The following is a 17,480-nucleotide window of genomic DNA, read 5'->3' as shown; positions in this document are numbered from 1 at the left end:
CACGACTATTGAGGCGGCGACAAAGGCACGGCATCAGAGACCGGTCATATCGGCGAAAGCACTGCGCCTATGCCAAACAGGCTGGCGACGAGCAGTGTGGTAGCGGCCCGCGTTGTCAAAGCGGCCGCTGACGATCAGTTCTTGATTGCGGCAAACCCCGCAAATTAGTCCCGCAATGTCGGCGACGACAGCAAACAATTTCCTGGATTTTCGAGAATACGTCGGCATCGTCATTGACCTATGACAAGGACTTAAGCGTGCAGCGCCTTCAAAGTCACCAAAACGTCTTATGAAGGAACGCATCATGTCTCATCCCCTCGTCGGGAAGTATGGCGAAACACGCCTGCCGCGCTACACCAGCTATCCGACCGCGCCGGCCTTTTCTTCCGCGGTCGGCGCCGACATCTATCGGGATTGGTTGGCAGAGCTCGACAACGAGGCACCGGTCTCGCTCTATCTTCATATCCCTTTTTGCCGGTCGATGTGCTGGTATTGCGGGTGTCACACGACGATCACGAAGCAGGATCGGTCGATCCTTGATTACCTGGATGTTCTCCGCCGGGAGATCGATCTGGTTGCATCCAAGGCGAAGAAGCCGCTGCCTGTGCAAAATGTGCACTTTGGCGGCGGCACGCCGACGATCATGCGACCGGACGAGTTCGTGGGTTTGATGAAGGATATGAGGAACGCATTCGCATTCAAGCCAGGGGCAGAAATCGCCGTAGAGATCGATCCGCGTACACTCGCCAGTGAAATGGTTGACGCGCTCGCTGAGGGCGGCGTCGGTCGCTCGAGCCTGGGAGTCCAGAGTTTCGATCCGGTCGTCCAGGCGGCCATCAACCGTATTCAGACTTTCGAGCAGACGGAGACCGCCGTTCAGCAATTGCGGAAGGCCGGCATCGGCAGCATCAACTTCGACCTGATCTATGGCCTGCCGCATCAGACGGTCGCATCTTGCGTCGATACCGTGCAGACGGCGGTCCGGTTACGCCCCGATCGCTTCGCGGTATTCGGCTATGCGCACATCCCGGCATTCAAGAAGCATCAGCGCCTTATCGATGAGGCGACCTTGCAGGATGCCGCAGAGCGTAACGCCCAGGCCGAAGCGATCGCCGAGGCACTGGTCGATGCCGGCTACGTGCGGATCGGACTTGATCACTTCGCCCTGCCGGCAGATGAACTTTCGATGGCCAGCGCGCGTGGGGATTTGAGGCGGAATTTTCAGGGCTACACGACGGATACCTGCGAGACGCTTATCGGCCTCGGGGCATCCGCAATCGGCAAGCTTCCGGCGGGGTATGTCCAAAATGAAGTCGCTCCCGGAGCCTACGCGCAACGGATCGCATGCGGCAGCCTGGCCACCGTGAAAGGGTATCGCCTGACCGGGCAGGATCAGTTCCGGGCCGCAATCATTGAGCGACTGATGTGTGATTTCGCCGTCGACGTCAATCTGCTTGGAGCACGTTATGGCTACGAGTCCGGCACGGTCCTTAACGGCAACGACCGGCTGCGTGCGCTTGAAAGCGATGACGTCGTGACGGTCCGTGAGGGTCTTGTCACTGTTCGCAAGGATCTCAGGTTCATGATCAGGGCGGTGGCGGCAGCCTTCGATGCCTATATCGGTGCGTCCGGCCGTACCCATAGCAAAGCAGCTTGAAGGGGGTGGAGAGACCCCGAGGCCGCCCCGCCGGCCGAGCTCTCCTTCGGGGCTGGCACTCCTCAGTAAACCAGCCCGCGATAAATGGCCAGCAAAGCGCTAGGCAGCTTGGTGATCTGAAACGAGGGCGAATCCGCCTCTTCTGAAGATGGCGGAGCTGTCGCCGCAGGCGTCGGGGCCGCGGGCGAAGACGTCGAGCGCTTGTCTCGCCGTCGAGAACGCAGTGATTGTCAACCCCAGGAATTGGTCGACAGGTTCATGAGCCATCGACCGCGTGGCTTGATAGATGCGATCGTCGGGTTGTCCCGTCGTCAGGAAATCCGTCCGGGACCGAACCACCGCTTCGAGGTCGAACTCAATGTTGCTGGCAACGACACCGTGGAATATGAACTCGTCAAACTCATCATCGGCAAGATTGCCACCGGACCAGACGAGTTCGGTAACGCCTTGCCATAAAGGTCGTAGGCCTTTGCTTTGCACACTTGCCCTTGGCTTTCTCGATCGTCCAGGCCTATTTCGGCATCGGCATAACCCAGAGAACGCCCTCGGGAATCTGAACGCGGATCTTGGTGGTCGACTTGCCATCGCAACCGTGCACGACACGCAAGATCGCCTTATAGGCCTTGCCGGCAGACGCTTGCACCTTTTCCAGCGTCACATGGGCGCTGGCGGAAGCTGCGCTTGCAGTGCAAAGAACAAGTGTAATGAGGCTCGTTTTCAGCACTGCGTTCTCCTTGCCTTGATTGCTGCTGAACCACCCGCCTGCCGCGGGGCCGTCAAAACCCAGCTGCAGGCATTTCAGCGATAAACGCATTATTGCGTGATCTTGGCGATGTCCGCATCGAGGCGCTTGCGCACCATGTTTGGAAGTTCTGCAGTCTTGATGGCCTCGAGATTTGCCGGCGCATCACCGACCTGGACCAGTGCGACCATTCCCATGGCGACATGCGGCGTGCACTTGATCACATAGGCGCCAGGTGCATCGAACTTGATCTGAACCTGCTCGTTCGGTTTCGACTTGAATTGGGTAGCACCCTCGGGGATCAAACCCTTGAAGGCCTCGACATTGTGCGACTTGTCAGTCGGGACGAAGGTGATGGTGTCGCCAGGGGCGATTTTGGTGAAACTCGGCTCAAACACCATGGCGCCGGCGGCACCCTTGTTGAGCATCTGCACCTATGGTCGGCTGCCATCAGCGGCATGGTGGTAGCAGCAATCACGGCCGTCGCGGCAAAAAGACCCGCAATAATCGAATGCATTTCATATCTCCTAGTTGAACGATGGCCGAACTGGCCGTCGCAGCTGTGATAGGCGTCTCGATCGGGTGCTTCTTTGACGTTGGTCAAACAGGAGCCATCAACATCGCAAGTCCGTGAGTGTGATCCCGGATGAACGCTGAGCGGAATGGTGCTTGAAAATACTTCGCGGCAAGGTCGATCCTTCGACTCTGCCTTCGTAGCCGTCGAGCGCTGACGGCCCACCTCACACACTGCTGCGAGCGCGCCTCATCAATCAGCATGCTATGCAGCCCAAGGGTGATCAGTCGAGCAGCTCGCGAACCCGCACGGCTAGATCCCTTGCGGTATAGGGCTTGCGCAGCCAGCTGCCCGGCGTCGCAAATTCGCGGCCGCCGAGACCCGGCTCGGCGTAGCCCGACGCAAAGAGGATCTTCAGGTCGGAGCGTACAACACGCGCCTCCTTGGCAAGCTCGTCGCCTGTCATGCCACCGGGCATGACAATATCGGTGAACAGAAGGGCAATCGCGGGATCTTCGGCCAGGATCTCGAGCGCGGTCTGAGCGTTGCTTGCCTCGATGACCTTGTAGCCCATTGACGACAGGCGCGCGACCGCAACGCGGCGCACGCGCACATCGTCCTCGACGACCAGTACCGTCTCGGCTCCGCCTGGCAGCACATCGCGCGAGTCGGGTCTCGTGTCGGAGGTCTCAACTTTGGCCGCAGCTGCCTGTACCCAGGGAAGATAGATGCGGATTGTCGTGCCGCGTCCAACCTCGCTATAGAGCTGCAAATGACCGCCTGACTGCTTCACGAAACCATAGACCATGCTGAGGCCGAGGCCGGTGCCGGAACCGACATCCTTGGTGGTGAAGAACGGCTCAAAGGCGTGTTCCTTGACTTCGTCCGACATGCCGACCCCTGTATCGGTGATGGAAATGAGAACGAAGTTTCCAGTGCGTACCTGCGGATACATCTTTGCGTAGTCCGCATCGAGATAGACGCGCTTGATCTCTGTTGTCAGGCTTCCGCCGCGCGGCATTGCGTCGCGGGCATTCAACGCGATGTTCAAAAGGGCGTTCTGCAGCTGGGAACTGTCGACCAGCACGTTGTGGTTCGAGCCGACGATAACCGTCTTCAGGTCGATATTCTCGCCGAGCGTCCGCCGCAACAGATCGGAGAAGCTCGATACCAGCAATCCGAGATCCGCAAGCGTCGGATTGAGAGGCTGTCGGCGCCCGAATGCCAAGAGTTGCTCCGTCAGCTTCGCGCCATCGCCGGCTGCGTCCTGCGCCTCCCGCAGCAGCAGGCTGAGCGGCCCTTCCGGAAGCTTCGCCTCGATCATTTCGAGATTGCCGCTGATCACCGTCAGAAGATTGTTGAAGTCATGGGCAATCCCACCTGTCAACTGGCCGACGGCTTCCATCTTTTGCGCCTGCCGGAGATCCTCTTCGATCTTGTACCGGCCCGTCAGATCGCGGACGAAGCCGGTAAATATCCGCTCGCCGTTTGCCGTCGTCTCACCGACATGTAGCTCCATCGGGAACTTCGAACCGTCGGCCCGTTGACCCGTCACCACCCGGCCGTAGCCAATGATGCGGCGCTCGCCCGTCCTGATATAACGCGCGATATAATCATCATGCGCATCACGATCGGGGTTCGGCATCAGATTACTGATATTCCGGCCGCAGATGTCGTCTGCTTTAATGCCGAACAGCTTTTCTGCAGCGGTGCTGAAAGAGATGACAATTCCTCGCTCATCGATGACGATCATCGCTTCGGGAACCGTTGCGAGGATGGACCGGAGGTGAGCCTCGCGCGCGTTGACCTCGCTTTCGGCCCGCTTCAGATCGCTGATATCGTTGTCGGTCTGGATGATGACCGCTTCGCCGTCGGAAGGCTTCACCGCCATGCAGCGCGACGTCACATACACATCATGGCCGTCCTTGTGGCGATGGATGATTTCGCCCTGCCAGTATCCTTGCTGTCGCAGCTGCTCACTAACATTTTCGCGCGGTTCGCAAAACTGCGGATCAAGCAGCTCTTCAAGGGCTTTGCCGACAGCCTCGTCACGCGTCCGGCCGTACAGGTTTTCGCAGCCGGCCGACCAGTCGGTAACGATGCCGTCAACGCCATACACGATGATGTTGTTGGCGCCGCCCATAATGCGAACGATGGCCTCGAGTTCTTGCTTTGATACTGTGCGCGGCGAAGTGAAGCGATGCGACATAGTGGTCAACTCGATTGTCCCGAGCCCGTTAGTGAATACTGCTGCTATGGCAATTTTCCAATGAGAAATCATCGCCATTGCCGGACAACTGGATGAGACGCTTCAGGCTCAGGATCTTCATGTCGTGGCGTCCGATCGGGACGAGAACGTTCCGGCTGGCAAGCTTGCTGATAGTGCGCGACACTGTCTCGATGGTGAGACCAAGATAGTCGGCAATATCGAGCCTGTTCATGGGCAGCATCACGAGGTCGCCTGCCGCGTTGGTCATATCACGGGAGATGAGCTGCAGCAGGAAACTGCACAAGCGCTCTTCTGCATTCTTCTTCGACAACAGCACCATCTGATCGTGCGCAGCGGCCATTTCCTGGCACAGCAGCGAGATGAAATCGGGACGCAGACAGGCAGAGCGGGAGATTTCATCATGGAAATTCTTCCGTGCGATGCGGCGGATTTTGCAATCGGTGACGGCTTCGGCCGTATAGAGGTAGCTCTCCTGGAGCGACGTGCCGACAAGGTCGCCCGGATACAGAAATGCCGTGATGACGCGCCGACCGTCGCCGATGATGCGGTAGAGGCGCATCACGCCTTCGACGAGTTCAAAAAGATGATTTGCCCCGTCTCCTTCCCAGAACAGGGCCTTACCGGCCTGGACCACTTCCTGCGGAATAGAGTGAAAAAGCGATTTCAGAGACAGCTGTCCCGAATTGTCATTCACCGAACCTTGAATGGCTTCGAACGCAATATTCTTTTGCATCAACATTTTTGAACCCTCTGTCCCGTTTGATGAGGGCAGTAGAAACGGTTCGCGTTACACCGGAATGCTGGCGGCGTGCGTATCGGTGCGAATGTGTAACAGTTTGTAACAGCACGCCGGTTTGCTTCGGATTTTGAAGAATAATCCAGCCTGCGCCTGCGCCGAACACTGCCGTCGTTGACATAGATCAAGGATCGGACCTGGCGCTCGTGTCAGCTCTGCCCGGACAAGATCGGAAGAAGATTGCGCGTCTGCGTGATCATCTGTGCTTGGGGACAACGACATGAACTATACGACGGAAACCGTGGTCATCGCCATATGCGCGTTCTTCGCGCTGCTGGGCGCCGCTTTTGCGCATGACCAACTCTTTGCAGCACATATGTGGGTGCTGTTCTTCGTGCTGATGGGAAGCACACTTGTTCTCCTTCGCCGCGTCAATTTCGCACCGGCCGGTCAGCGGCCCAAGCCGGATTCGTCTGAGTATTTCGATGACGTTGTTCGATATGGTGTCATCGCTACCGTGTTTTGGGGCGTGGTCGGCTTTCTCGTCGGCGTCGTGGTCGCACTTCAGCTCGCCTATCCCGACCTGAACATCGCCCCATATTTCAACTTCGGGCGCCTGCGGCCGGTCCACACATCCGCCGTCATTTTTGCTTTCGGCGGCAACGCTCTGATCGCCACCTCCTTCTACGTCGTCCAGAGGACCTGTCGGGCCCGCCTCTTCGGCGGCAACCTCGGCTGGTTCGTATTTTGGGGCTATCAGCTCTTCATCGTCATGGCCGCGACAGGATATCTCCTGGGAATCACCGAGGGGCGCGAATATGCAGAGCCTGAATGGTATGTCGACATCTGGCTGACGATCGTCTGGGTGGCATATCTTCTTGCATTCCTCGGAACGCTATTGAAGCGCAAGGAACCACACATCTATGTCGCGAACTGGTTCTACCTGGGCTTCATCGTCACGGTGGCGATGCTGCACGTCGTCAACAACCTGTCGGTTCCGGTTTCCTTGCTCGGATCGAAGAGCTACTCGGCATTCTCTGGCGTCCAGGATGCGCTGACCCAGTGGTGGTACGGCCATAACGCGGTTGGCTTCTTTTTGACCGCCGGCTTCCTGGGCATGATGTATTATTTCGTGCCGAAGCAGGCCAACCGGCCGGTCTATTCTTACCGCCTGTCGATCATCCACTTCTGGGCCCTGATCTTCATGTATATCTGGGCCGGACCGCATCACCTGCACTACACAGCTCTGCCGGATTGGGCACAGACCCTCGGCATGGTTTTTTCCGTCATGCTCTGGATGCCCTCCTGGGGCGGGATGATCAACGGTCTGATGACACTATCGGGTGCCTGGGACAAGATCCGCACCGACCCGATCATCCGCATGATGATCATGGCGATCGCCTTTTATGGGATGTCGACATTCGAAGGCCCGATGATGTCGGTCAAGGCGGTCAATTCGCTCAGCCACTATACGGAATGGACAATCGGTCATGTCCATTCGGGCGCACTCGGCTGGGTCGGCATGATCTCCTTCGGCGCTATCTACTACCTGACGCCAAGACTGTGGGGGAGGGAGCGTCTTTACAGTCTTCGCATGGTCAACTGGCATTTCTGGCTCGCAACGCTCGGCATCGTCGTCTATGCCGCCGTGCTTTGGGTTGCCGGTATCCAGCAGGGCCTGATGTGGCGCGAATATAATAGCCAGGGCTTCCTCGTCTATTCCTTCGCCGAGACCGTCGCTGCGATGTTCCCATACTACCTGCTTAGAGCCTTGGGCGGAATTCTCTATCTCGCCGGCGGTCTGATCATGGCCATCAATGTCTACATGACCATTCGTGGTTACCAACGCAATGAGGCGCCGATGCCAGGTACCCTCGTCGCCCAGCCTGCCGAGTGAGGAACGACCATGTCGATACTTGAGAAACACAAAATCATAGAAAAGAACGCGACGCTCCTGCTTGTGGGATCGCTCCTGGTCGTCAGCATTGGCGGTATCGTCGAAATCGCACCGCTGTTCTACCTGCAGAACACGATTGAAAAGGTGGAAGGGATGCGCCCCTATACGCCACTGGAACTGGCCGGCCGCAATATCTACGTGCGTGAGGGCTGCTACGTCTGCCACAGCCAGATGATCCGGCCATTCCGCGACGAAGTGGAACGCTATGGACATTATTCGCTCGCAGCCGAATCGATGTACGACCATCCGTTCCAGTGGGGCTCAAAGCGCACGGGACCGGATCTTGCGCGTGTCGGTGGGCGCTACTCGGACGAATGGCAGGTCCAGCACCTCGCCGATCCCCGCGCTGTCGTGCCAGAATCGATCATGCCGAGCTACGCCTTCCTCAAAACAAACGAGGTCACCGTCAAGGATGTCGGCATGGACCTTAAGGCAAATGGGCTTGTCGGTGTGCCTTACACGCAAGACATGATCGCCAATGCTGAGGCGGATATGAAAATGCAGGCGGATCCGAACTCCGACACCACGGCACTGCTCGAACGCTATCCGAAGGCCAGGACGGGCGACTTCGACGGGGATCCTTCGAAGCTGTCGGAGATGGACGCTCTGGTGGCCTACCTGCAGATGCTCGGCACTTTGGTCGATTATTCGACCTATGACGACGCAACCGGATATCGCTGAGGAATACGCCATGGAAACCTACACAGCAATGCGCCACTTCGCGGACAGTTGGGGCCTCCTTGCCATGACGCTGTTCTTCATCGGCGTTGTCATTTTTACGCTCCGGCCGGGCAGCCGGGAATGCGCCAATGAAGCCGCAAGCATACCTTTGAAGGATGACTGATATGTCGGACAAACATGTTGACGAGCTCAGCGGCGTCGAAACCACCGGCCATGAATGGGACGGTATCCGCGAGCTGAACAATCCCATGCCGCGTTGGTGGGTCTGGACGTTTTATGCAACGATCCTGTGGGCGGTGGGATATGCCATCGCTTATCCTTCCATTCCGCTGCTGACCAAGGCAACGGACGGACTGCTCGGCTTTTCGAGCCGCGCCGAGCTCACACAGGAGGTGGAGACAGCAAGGTCGACCCAGACCGTGTATCTCGAACAGATCGCCGCAAAGACGGTCGACGAAATCGACGCGGATGCCAATCTGCGGCAATTTGCTATCTCTGGCGGCGCCTCCGCGTTCAAAGTCAATTGCGCACCGTGCCACGGCAGTGGCGCAGCCGGTGGTCCGGGGTTCCCGAACCTGAACGACGACGACTGGCTGTGGGGTGGCGATCTTCAATCAATCCAAAAGACCATTGCGCATGGCGTCCGTTTCGACGGTGACGGCGACACTCACGCCTCTGAGATGCCGGCGTTTGCTGACGCCCTCGATGCAACGCAAACCCGCAATGTCGCGGCCTATGTCTGGAGCCTGACGAAAACGCCCTCCGATACAAAGATGGCAAGCGCCGGCAAACAGGCTTTCCTCGACAACTGCGCGGCCTGTCACGGGCAAGACGGCAAGGGCAACGTCGACATGGGTGCGCCCAATCTGGCTGATGCCATCTGGCTGAAGGGGGAGGGCGAAGAGGCGATCGTTCGGCAGATCAACGCGCCAAAACATGGCATGATGCCGGCCTGGTCCGCCCGCCTTGGCGAGACGACCGTGAAGGAACTCACCGTCTTCGTGCATTCGCTCGGCGGCGGAAAATAGGAGGCCGACATGTCAACGCGCGATACCAATCCGCTGATCTCGCTGTATGGAACACCGCGTTCAGTCGTCCACACGCGAGTTTCCGTGCGGGCCAAGATACCCGTTACCGCAGAAGAAGAAGAGCAAGAGACCGAAAAACTTGGCCAGGCGATGATCAGTTTGACTTGCCTCAAGGATCATTCGACCACAAGCCGCTGAGTAAGTGGCGTCCCACGCGGGGCTCTATCTCTGCAATTCCTCCTGGCCACGCCCTCGGCGTGGCGTTTTTGCATTTGGCATACATCCCGCTTCTTGACCTACGTCAAGGAAGGCAGCGTTGCGGAATGCGACAACGGCGCATCAATTTGGATGGTTAGTGATCATGAACCTCTACACCGCCCCCAATCCGAGCGACACCAAGACGGTGGAACATCTCCAGGTGGAGCCGGTCAACGCAGCACGGAATCGTCAGGCCCTTTATGCCGCGCGCGAGAAAGTCTTCCCGAAAAGGGCGCAAGGGCGTTTCCGTCGCTTCAAATGGATCGTGATGCTGATTACGCTGGGGATTTATTATCTCTCACCATGGCTGCGGTGGGACCGGGGTCCTTACGCGCCCGACCAGGCTATTCTGGTCGACCTGTCTTCGCGCCGCTTCTTCTTTTTCTTCATCGAGATATGGCCGCAGGAGTTCTTCTATGTGGCCGGCTTGCTTGTCATGGCGGGGTTTGGCTTGTTTCTGGTGACCTCCGCCGTCGGGCGAGCATGGTGCGGCTATGCTTGTCCCCAGACGGTTTGGGTCGATCTGTTTCTCGTTATTGAGCGCGCCATCGAGGGCGACCGCAACGCCAGGATCAAACTGGACAACGCGCCGTGGAGCGTGACCAAGCTGCTGAAGCGCGTCACCAAGCACGCGATCTGGCTTGTCATCGGTGCAGGAACCGGTGGCGCGTGGATATTCTATTTTGCTGACGCACCAACACTGGCGCTGAATTTCCTGGCGGGCCAGGCGCCGGCTGTTGCCTATGCGACCGTCGCAACGCTTACCGCGACCACCTATGTGCTCGGCGGCCTGATGCGTGAGCAAGTCTGCACCTACATGTGTCCGTGGCCGCGAATACAGGGCGCCATGATCGACGAAAATTCCCTCGTCGTCACCTACAACGACTGGCGCGGCGAACCGCGCTCCCGCCATGCCAAGAAGGCAGCCCTCTCGGGCCAGGCCGTTGGCGACTGCGTCGATTGCAATGCCTGCGTGGCCGTCTGTCCGATGGGGATCGATATTCGCGACGGACAGCAAATGGAGTGCATCACCTGCGCGCTTTGCATCGATGCCTGCGATGGCATCATGGACAAGCTGAACAAGCCGCGCGGCCTCATCGCTTATGCAACGCTGAGCGAATACGCCGCCAATATGGCCCTTGCCACAGACAACGGAAAGACCGGCGTGCAGCCTCAGCGGGTTCGCGATGGCGACGGAAACTTCGTCGCCGCAATCCGCCATTTCAATTGGCGGGTGATCTTCAGGCCGCGCGTGGTCTTTTATGCAGCCGTCTGGGCAGCAGTTGGCATCGGTATGCTCGTTCATCTCGCACTGCGAGAGCGGCTTGACCTCAACGTCGTGCACGACCGCAACCCTCAGTTCGTTCTCGAATCTGACGGCTCGATCCGCAACGGCTATACCCTGCGCATTCTCAATATGCTGCCGCAGCCCCGTACAATTGCGTTGCACCTCGAAGGAATGGACGGCGCGACGATGAGGATCCCGGAACTGTCGGAAGAGGAAAGCCGGCAGTTCATGATTGAGACTAAGCCTGACGCGGCAATGGCGCTCAAGGTCTTCGTCACAAGCAGGAATTCCTCCAGTGCCGTCAACGAGTTTCTCTTCGTGGCCGACGACCCGGCCGGCACGGATCGCTCGGTCTACAAAGCCGCCTTCAATGCGCCAGGAGCCAGAAAATGAGCGACTACCCGATCACCAACGGCAAAGGCTTTACCGGCCGCCACATGCTTTTCATCATGCTTGTCTTCTTCGGCATCATCATTTCCGTCAACATGACGATGGCTTGGTACGCCTCGTCGAGCTGGAGCGGCCTTGTGGTGGAAAATACCTATGTCGCGAGCCAGGAATTCAACAAGAAGGCGCAGGCAATGCAAGCAATGGCCAAGAGCGGCGTTTCCGGCGAATTCGCGCTTCAAGACGGGCTGATTGTCTACAGGTTGCGCAATCGCGACGGTTCGCCAGCCACCGCTGACGCGGTCACGGCGCATTTCAAGCGGCCGGTGGGCGATCATGAGGATTTCGTCATTCGATTGTCGAAGAACCGTGACGGGCATTTCGAAACCCGCCACCGCGTCCTGTCGGGCGATTGGATCGTTGAGATCGTTTCGAAGAACGAGGGCACGATCGTGATGCACGAGGCCATCAGGATCAATAGGGCGGGGTTCGTCCAATGACATGCTGCACCATGGATGTGGAAGGCGTGCTGTCGCTCAGCAGCAACGTGATCAGCTCCGAGGAAGCCCTGCTTGCCAGCCAGCCTCTGGGCTCAGGTCTCAGGCAATCGGATTTCAGCGTTCCAGGCGTCCACTGCGGTGCCTGCATCTCGACCGTCGAAAAAGCGCTGATAAAGTTGCCATATGTCAAGAGCGCGCGGGTGAACCTGACGGCAAAGCGCGTGAGCTGCGTATGGTACGAGGAGATGAACGGCAGCCCGGTCAGTCCAGCCGGCATTCTGTCTGAAATTGCGGCCTGCGGATATCAAGCGCATTTGTTCACGGCCGACTTGAGCGACGATGATCGGATTCGCAGTCAACTGCTGCTGGCAGTCGGCGTCTCGGGCTTTGCAGCAGCAAACATCATGCTGCTTTCCGTATCGATCTGGTCTGGGGCGGAGGCTGCAACGCGCGACATGTTCCATTGGATATCGGCAATGATTGCGGCGCCCACGCTGATCTATGCCGGACGTTTCTTCTACCAATCCGCATGGAACGCCTTGAAGCACGGCCGCACCAACATGGATGTGCCGATATCGCTTGCCGTGACGCTTTCTTATTCAATGTCGCTTTGGGAAACGATCCATCATGGACAACACGCCTGGTTCGATGCATCTGTATCCCTGCTGTTCTTTCTGTTGATTGGCCGCACACTCGATCACGTCATGCGTGACAAGGCACGCGCGGCGATCACCGGCCTGGCGCGACTTGCCCCGCGAGGCGCGCTGCTGATCAACCCGGATGGTTCCAGGCGTTATGTTCCGTTGGACGAAATCAATGTCGGAGACCTGATTGCCGTGCCGGCCGGCGAACGTATTCCGGTGGATGCCACCGTCGTTGTTGGCCAGAGTGAAGTCGACCTGTCTATCGTCACGGGGGAGAGCATTCCGATGGCGGTGTCAACGGGAAGCGAACTGAAGTCCGGTGCGATGAACCTGACGGGATCACTGACGATCAAGGCAGCGGCGGCTGCAAGAAACTCACTGCTGGCCGAGATTATCGGGTTGATGGAAGCCGCAGAAGGCGGGCGCGCCCGCTACCGGCGCATTGCCGATCGCGCCGCAAGCTACTACTCGCCGGCCGTTCATCTCCTGGCACTGATGTCGTTTCTCGGCTGGGGCCTGATCGGCGGCGACTGGAAGCAAGCGATGCTGGTGGCCGTGGCCGTCTTGATCATCACCTGCCCTTGCGCCCTGGGCCTGGCGGTTCCCGTTGTTCAGGTCGTGGCTGCCGGAACCCTGTTCCGGCGAGGCATCATGGTCAAGGACGGCTCGGCCATGGAACGACTGGCCGAGATCGATATGGTTGCATTCGACAAGACCGGAACCTTGACGATGGGTCGGCCGCGTCTCGCTTCCCTCACGCAAGCCGGGCCTCGCGAACTGGCTATTGCCGCCGGCCTGGCAGCTCATTCCCGGCATCCGTTGTCACAGGCGCTTTTGCGCGACGCGCCATCAAAGGCCCTGGCATTTGACGGGGTCGAGGAGATCCCGGGCGCTGGACTGCAAGCCAAAAGCGGAAAGGAAATCTACCGTCTGGGCAATGTGACCTTCGCTTGCCCCGGAAATCCGCTTGGCCAACACCTAAGCGACGCCTTCTCCGAGGTCGTCCTATCGAAGGGCGGGATCGAGCTTGCACGCTTTTACTTCGAGGATACGCTGCGGCCAGACGCCGATCTCGCCATCAAAAGCCTTGCGGGCCAAGGTTTTGCCACCATTGTCATGTCAGGCGACCGGGAGTGCGTCGTCGAGGCGACAGCCAAAACGCTCGAGGTCGATCACTGGCTTGCCGGATTGACACCCCGGGGAAAGATGGAGGAATGCCTACGTCTGGGCAAGCTCGGCCATCGCGTCCTGATGGTGGGTGACGGCATCAATGACGCACCGGCGCTCTCGGTCGCTCATGTGTCGATGGCACCGGCGACAGCGGCAGATGTCGGCAGGCAGGCTGCAGACCTGGTCTTCATGCATGATAGTCTTGGGGCCGTGCCTGAGGCGATTTCCGTGTCGCGCCAGGCGGCCCGATTCATCCGGCAGAACTTCGCGCTGGCGATCGGCTACAACATCATCGCCGTACCGATCGCGATCGCGGGCTATGCGACGCCGCTGGTCGCGGCCGTGGCGATGTCGACATCGTCGCTCATCGTAGTTGCAAATGCCCTGCGTTTGAACGACAAGGCGAAAGTCCCCGGCAGGCGCCATGTGATCCGCAAGTCGAAGCTTTCGACGGTGGAGGTCGTTTCACCATGAACATGCTGATTTACCTCATTCCGATCGCGCTTTTCATGGGGGGATTGGGCCTTTTTGGCTTTTTGTGGTCTCTGAAGAACGGCCAGTATGACGATCTCGAGGGCGCGTCGTGGCGCATTCTCGATGACGAGGATGAAAGGCCCCGGCCTTAAAGGGCTTGACGGTCGCCAGGAGCGGCGGATCATTGCCGCTGTCCTGCTACATTTGCCGCAAAGCCGCAATATCATCAATCCGCACCGTTCTGCCTCTGACAGTGACGCCCGCTTCCTTGAGCGCACCGAATGCACGCGAAAGCGCTTCAGGTGCAAGGCCGAGCTTACCGGCGAGCAGACTTTTTTGGTAGGGGAGGCGAACGGTTTGGCTTGGGTTGCCTGCCGAACATTGGCTTAAAAGATAGTTGGCAACCCGCTGCGAGGAAGTTCGCAGACGGTCGCTGGCGACGCATTCCATCGTCGCAAGCAGATGGTCGGCCATCAGTCGCATGATATTCCTGTCAAGAGCTCGGTCCTCTTCCGCCAGTCGTCTTACGCCGTCAATAGCAAAGCGTGCTAGCACAACGTTATCTACCGCCTGAACATTGTAGGCATAGATGCCACCGCCGCCGATCAGACACTCGGCAAAGGTATCGCGCGGTTCACAGATCCTGATATCTGCAGCGCGGCCGATCTCGTTCGTCTTGAACAAACGAACATAGCCACGCACAACGCAAAAGAACGCATCGGCTCTTTGACCTTCCCGGATGATGAAATCGCGAGGCTCGAACCTGATGATGTCAGCCAGCTTGAGCAGCCTGTTGGCAGTGTCGCTGCCTAGCCCGGCAAAAAGCTTTGAACGCGCTAATACGGATGTCTCAACGGACATTTTCCTACCCTCGTTGAATCCCAAACCCCATTTAGCCTCCGCAAGCGAATTCCTGTTTGATTTCGATCAAGGACCCAGGCGAGAAAAGAGCGCCAAAGCTCGCGGCCCGGGCGAACCGCTTCGCCATTCTTTTGGGGAAGCATCACCGGCGACGTTCCCATTTCCCGAAAAATTCGATAATTGAGAAAGCAACATGCGGTGCGCGGGCACGTTTCTCAAAGAAGCCCGGGGAATGATGGAAATGACGGGCAAGCAGTCCGAGCATATATTGGTCGTCGATGATGACGCACGGATCCGGCAAATGCTGATCCGTTATTTCGAAGACGAAGGGTACCGCGTGACTGCCGTCGCCGACGGGACTGCCATGCACGCTGAGCTCGCAAAGACGGACTTTACCGCGATTTTCCTCGATCTGATTTTACCTGGCGGGCAAAACGGGCTTCAATTGGTGCGGGAAGTCCGCGCGAATTCGGACGTGCCGATTTTGATGCTGACCGGCCGCGATGATGTGACTGACAAAGTCGTGGGTCTCGAAGTCGGAGCCGATGACTACATCGCAAAGCCATTCCACCTTCGCGAGGTTCTTGCGCGGCTGAGAACCGTCTTGCGTCGCCGCCAGCCTCCCGATCGACACGCCGGGCAGCAGGCTGCGGACGAAGGTGTCCTGGAATTCGATGGGTGGCAACTTCATATCCACCGGCGCAAGCTGACCGATCCTTGCGGACAAGACACCCCATTGACAACGGGCGAATTCGATATGCTGCTCGTCTTTGCGCGCAACCCCGGGCGCGTGCTGACGCGCGAAACGCTCATGGACCTGACACGCAGCCGCAATCTCGAAGCGTTTGATCGAACGATCGACGCGCAGATTGCCAGACTGCGCAGAAAAATCGAACAGGATCCCAAGAACCCGACAATCATCCAATCCGTTCGCGGCGTCGGCTATGTCTTTACGGGTGGCAGCCGATAATCGTCAAAACAACGCCGGTTAATTGATTCCCGTCAATGTTGGCGGGAGCTGAAGCACGTATGTCCTTTGAAAATGAAATATTTCGAAGAACCCGATGCAGATGTTCCTTTGATTGCTTTTGCAGGACTGACAGCTGCCGTTGCAGCTGTGCTGCTTGCGCCGCTCGATAGACGGCGCGCCTCGATCGACCGGCACGTTGCCTGCGAGCAGATGGTCTACCGCGACCATGCGGCGGAAGGAGGAACGCAATGACGCGCAAGCAGAAGCGCCTGGCGGTGATTGGCGGCGGCATGGGCTTCATCCTCGCCGCGGTGCTGCTCGTCATGTTCGCCTTCAGCCAGTCGGTCGCTTATTTCTACATGCCGGCCGACCTTGCCAAAACACCGGTGAAGCCGCAGACGCGCATCCGCCTCGGCGGGCTGGTCGGCGAGGGCAGCGTCGTGCGCGGCGCAGGCTCGACGGTGGAATTTGCCGTCACCGACGGCAGCGGCGACGCGGTGAAGGTCAAATATACCGGCATCCTTCCCGACCTGTTCCGCGAGGGGCAGGGTGTTGTGACGGAAGGCACGTTTGCAGCCGGCAGCCGGGAGTTCATCGCCGACACGGTGCTTGCCAAGCACGACGAGAAATACATGCCGAAGGACGTTGCCGACCGGCTGAAGGCGCAGGGTCTGTGGCAGGAAGGCGAGGATACGCAATGATCATCGAGATCGGCCACTACGCACTGGTCCTGGCGCTGGCGGCAGCGATCGGTCACCGACTTTACCGTCAGGAACGTCTGGGAGAACTCGCATTCGCTGGTGCCGCTGCTGCGCCTTCAGCGGAAAATCGTGCACACTTGGCGATCCGTTCTTGATTTATGTCAAGACCATCCGGTTCGGCAAGCGCTAGGTCCTGGTGGTGATCATGGAGCACATGGATGGATTTCGAAGGATTTTTTAGGAGCGAGCTGGACGGGCTTCACAAGGAAGGCCGCTATCGGGTTTTCGCCGATCTCGAGCGTCATCGCGGCAGCTTTCCGCGCGCCACGCGCCATACGGCAGACGGTCAGAAGGACGTCACCGCCTGGTGTTCCAACGACTATCTCGGCATGGGCCAGAACCCGAAGGTGGTCGAGGCGATGAAGAAGGCCATCGACCACTGTGGCGCGGGTGCGGGAGGCACCCGGAATATCTCTGGCACCAATCACCACCACGTGCTGCTCGAGCGCGAGCTTGCCGATCTGCACGGCAAGGAAGCCGCGCTGATCTTCACCTCCGGCTATGTCTCCAACTGGGCATCGCTCGGTACGCTCGGCGCCAGGATCCCCGGGCTGATCATCTTTTCCGACGCGCTGAACCATGCCTCGATGATCGAAGGCATTCGCCACGCAAAATGCAGCAA

The 17,480-nt window shown here is 58.6% G+C and carries 21 protein-coding genes and 1 pseudogene; 16 read left to right on the top strand and 6 right to left on the bottom strand.

Annotated features, from left to right (window positions below):
* Positions 1-33 precede the first annotated feature (33 nt).
* Entirely contained in the window at positions 34-306 is a 273-nt protein-coding gene (locus EV130_RS15850) for a hypothetical protein (RefSeq protein WP_132550625.1), read from the bottom strand.
* Here EV130_RS15850 and hemN point away from each other — a divergent pair.
* Both hemN and EV130_RS15840 read left to right on the top strand, forming a co-directional pair.
* The gene (gene hemN / locus EV130_RS15845; protein WP_132550623.1) at positions 305-1,657 is read left to right on the top strand and encodes an oxygen-independent coproporphyrinogen III oxidase; all 1,353 of its coding nucleotides are present in this window, start codon (positions 305-307) and stop codon (positions 1,655-1,657) included. The two genes, EV130_RS15850 and hemN, sit on opposite strands and share 2 nt — an antisense overlap.
* Before the next feature lie 258 nt (positions 1,658-1,915).
* Positions 1,916-2,113, top strand: a complete 198-nt coding sequence (locus EV130_RS15840; protein ID WP_132550621.1) for a hypothetical protein — start codon at positions 1,916-1,918, stop codon at positions 2,111-2,113.
* Between the two features lie 55 nt (positions 2,114-2,168).
* On the opposite strand, the gene EV130_RS15835 is transcribed toward EV130_RS15840, so the two are convergent.
* The 4 genes and pseudogenes from EV130_RS15835 to EV130_RS15820 form a co-directional block, all read right to left on the bottom strand.
* Positions 2,169-2,381, bottom strand: a complete 213-nt coding sequence (locus EV130_RS15835; RefSeq protein ID WP_165918534.1) for a DUF1775 domain-containing protein — start codon at positions 2,379-2,381, stop codon at positions 2,169-2,171.
* An 89-nt stretch (positions 2,382-2,470) separates the two neighbouring features.
* Positions 2,471-2,916, bottom strand: a pseudogene (locus EV130_RS15830) (pseudoazurin).
* A 280-nt stretch (positions 2,917-3,196) separates the two neighbouring features.
* Positions 3,197-5,122: a hybrid sensor histidine kinase/response regulator gene (locus EV130_RS15825; protein ID WP_132550989.1), complete on the bottom strand. Its 1,926-nt coding sequence runs from the start codon at positions 5,120-5,122 to the stop codon at positions 3,197-3,199.
* Between the two features lie 28 nt (positions 5,123-5,150).
* Positions 5,151-5,882 carry a Crp/Fnr family transcriptional regulator gene (locus EV130_RS15820; RefSeq protein WP_132550617.1) on the bottom strand — a complete coding sequence of 244 codons (732 nt, stop codon included), beginning with the start codon at positions 5,880-5,882 and terminating at the stop codon, positions 5,151-5,153.
* Between the two features lie 277 nt (positions 5,883-6,159).
* On the opposite strand from EV130_RS15820, the gene ccoN reads away from it, so the two are divergent.
* The 9 genes from ccoN (at position 6,160) to ccoS (ending at position 14,418) form a co-directional block, all read left to right on the top strand.
* Positions 6,160-7,776 carry a cytochrome-c oxidase, cbb3-type subunit I gene (gene ccoN, locus EV130_RS15815; protein WP_132550615.1) on the top strand — a complete coding sequence of 539 codons (1,617 nt, stop codon included), beginning with the start codon at positions 6,160-6,162 and terminating at the stop codon, positions 7,774-7,776.
* Positions 7,777-7,785: 9 nt separating this feature from the next.
* Positions 7,786-8,517, top strand: coding sequence for a cytochrome-c oxidase, cbb3-type subunit II (gene ccoO, locus EV130_RS15810; RefSeq protein ID WP_132550613.1), 732 nt, complete (start codon positions 7,786-7,788; stop codon positions 8,515-8,517).
* Between the two features lie 10 nt (positions 8,518-8,527).
* Complete coding sequence (locus tag EV130_RS15805; protein WP_132660804.1) at positions 8,528-8,680, top strand: cbb3-type cytochrome c oxidase subunit 3; 153 nt, start codon at positions 8,528-8,530, stop codon at positions 8,678-8,680.
* A gap of 1 nt (position 8,681) precedes the next feature.
* Positions 8,682-9,545, top strand: coding sequence for a cytochrome-c oxidase, cbb3-type subunit III (gene ccoP, locus EV130_RS15800; protein WP_074064639.1), 864 nt, complete (start codon positions 8,682-8,684; stop codon positions 9,543-9,545).
* Positions 9,546-9,554: 9 nt separating this feature from the next.
* Positions 9,555-9,743, top strand: a complete 189-nt coding sequence (locus EV130_RS15795) for a hypothetical protein (RefSeq protein ID WP_132550611.1) — start codon at positions 9,555-9,557, stop codon at positions 9,741-9,743.
* A gap of 163 nt (positions 9,744-9,906) precedes the next feature.
* On the top strand, positions 9,907-11,484 hold the full coding sequence (gene ccoG / locus EV130_RS15790; protein WP_132660802.1) for a cytochrome c oxidase accessory protein CcoG: 1,578 nt from the start codon (positions 9,907-9,909) through the stop codon (positions 11,482-11,484).
* Complete coding sequence (locus EV130_RS15785; protein WP_132660800.1) at positions 11,481-11,978, top strand: FixH family protein; 498 nt, start codon at positions 11,481-11,483, stop codon at positions 11,976-11,978. Before ccoG ends, EV130_RS15785 begins: the two co-directional genes overlap by 4 nt.
* Complete coding sequence (locus EV130_RS15780; protein ID WP_132660798.1) at positions 11,975-14,266, top strand: cation-translocating P-type ATPase; 2,292 nt, start codon at positions 11,975-11,977, stop codon at positions 14,264-14,266. Before EV130_RS15785 ends, EV130_RS15780 begins: the two co-directional genes overlap by 4 nt.
* Complete coding sequence (gene ccoS / locus EV130_RS15775; RefSeq protein WP_074064643.1) at positions 14,263-14,418, top strand: cbb3-type cytochrome oxidase assembly protein CcoS; 156 nt, start codon at positions 14,263-14,265, stop codon at positions 14,416-14,418. Before EV130_RS15780 ends, ccoS begins: the two co-directional genes overlap by 4 nt.
* 46 nt (positions 14,419-14,464) lie before the next feature.
* Here ccoS and EV130_RS15770 read toward each other — a convergent pair whose 3' ends face one another.
* Positions 14,465-15,127 (bottom strand): Crp/Fnr family transcriptional regulator, encoded by a 663-nt coding sequence (locus EV130_RS15770; protein ID WP_132660951.1) that lies wholly within the window; start codon positions 15,125-15,127, stop codon positions 14,465-14,467.
* Positions 15,128-15,368: 241 nt separating this feature from the next.
* Between EV130_RS15770 and EV130_RS15765 the strand changes: the two genes are divergently transcribed.
* From EV130_RS15765 to EV130_RS15750, 5 genes are all read left to right on the top strand, one after another.
* Positions 15,369-16,097: a response regulator gene (locus EV130_RS15765; RefSeq protein ID WP_074065671.1), complete on the top strand. Its 729-nt coding sequence runs from the start codon at positions 15,369-15,371 to the stop codon at positions 16,095-16,097.
* Between the two features lie 72 nt (positions 16,098-16,169).
* Positions 16,170-16,349 carry a hypothetical protein gene (locus tag EV130_RS15760; RefSeq protein ID WP_132660796.1) on the top strand — a complete coding sequence of 60 codons (180 nt, stop codon included), beginning with the start codon at positions 16,170-16,172 and terminating at the stop codon, positions 16,347-16,349.
* A complete protein-coding gene (gene ccmE / locus EV130_RS15755) occupies positions 16,346-16,798 on the top strand; it encodes a cytochrome c maturation protein CcmE (RefSeq protein ID WP_132660794.1) in 453 nt (150 codons plus the stop codon). Before EV130_RS15760 ends, ccmE begins: the two co-directional genes overlap by 4 nt.
* Complete coding sequence (locus tag EV130_RS32575; RefSeq protein WP_165918532.1) at positions 16,795-16,953, top strand: hypothetical protein; 159 nt, start codon at positions 16,795-16,797, stop codon at positions 16,951-16,953. Before ccmE ends, EV130_RS32575 begins: the two co-directional genes overlap by 4 nt.
* Positions 16,954-17,016: 63 nt before the next feature.
* Positions 17,017-17,480 (top strand): aminotransferase class I/II-fold pyridoxal phosphate-dependent enzyme (locus tag EV130_RS15750; protein ID WP_132660792.1); only part of this gene is annotated, 464 nt, incomplete at its 3' end.

This window comes from Rhizobium azibense, from assembly GCF_004342325.1.
GTDB classification, from domain to species: domain Bacteria; phylum Pseudomonadota; class Alphaproteobacteria; order Rhizobiales; family Rhizobiaceae; genus Rhizobium; species Rhizobium etli_B.
This window is presented reverse-complemented; position numbering and strand designations above follow the sequence as displayed.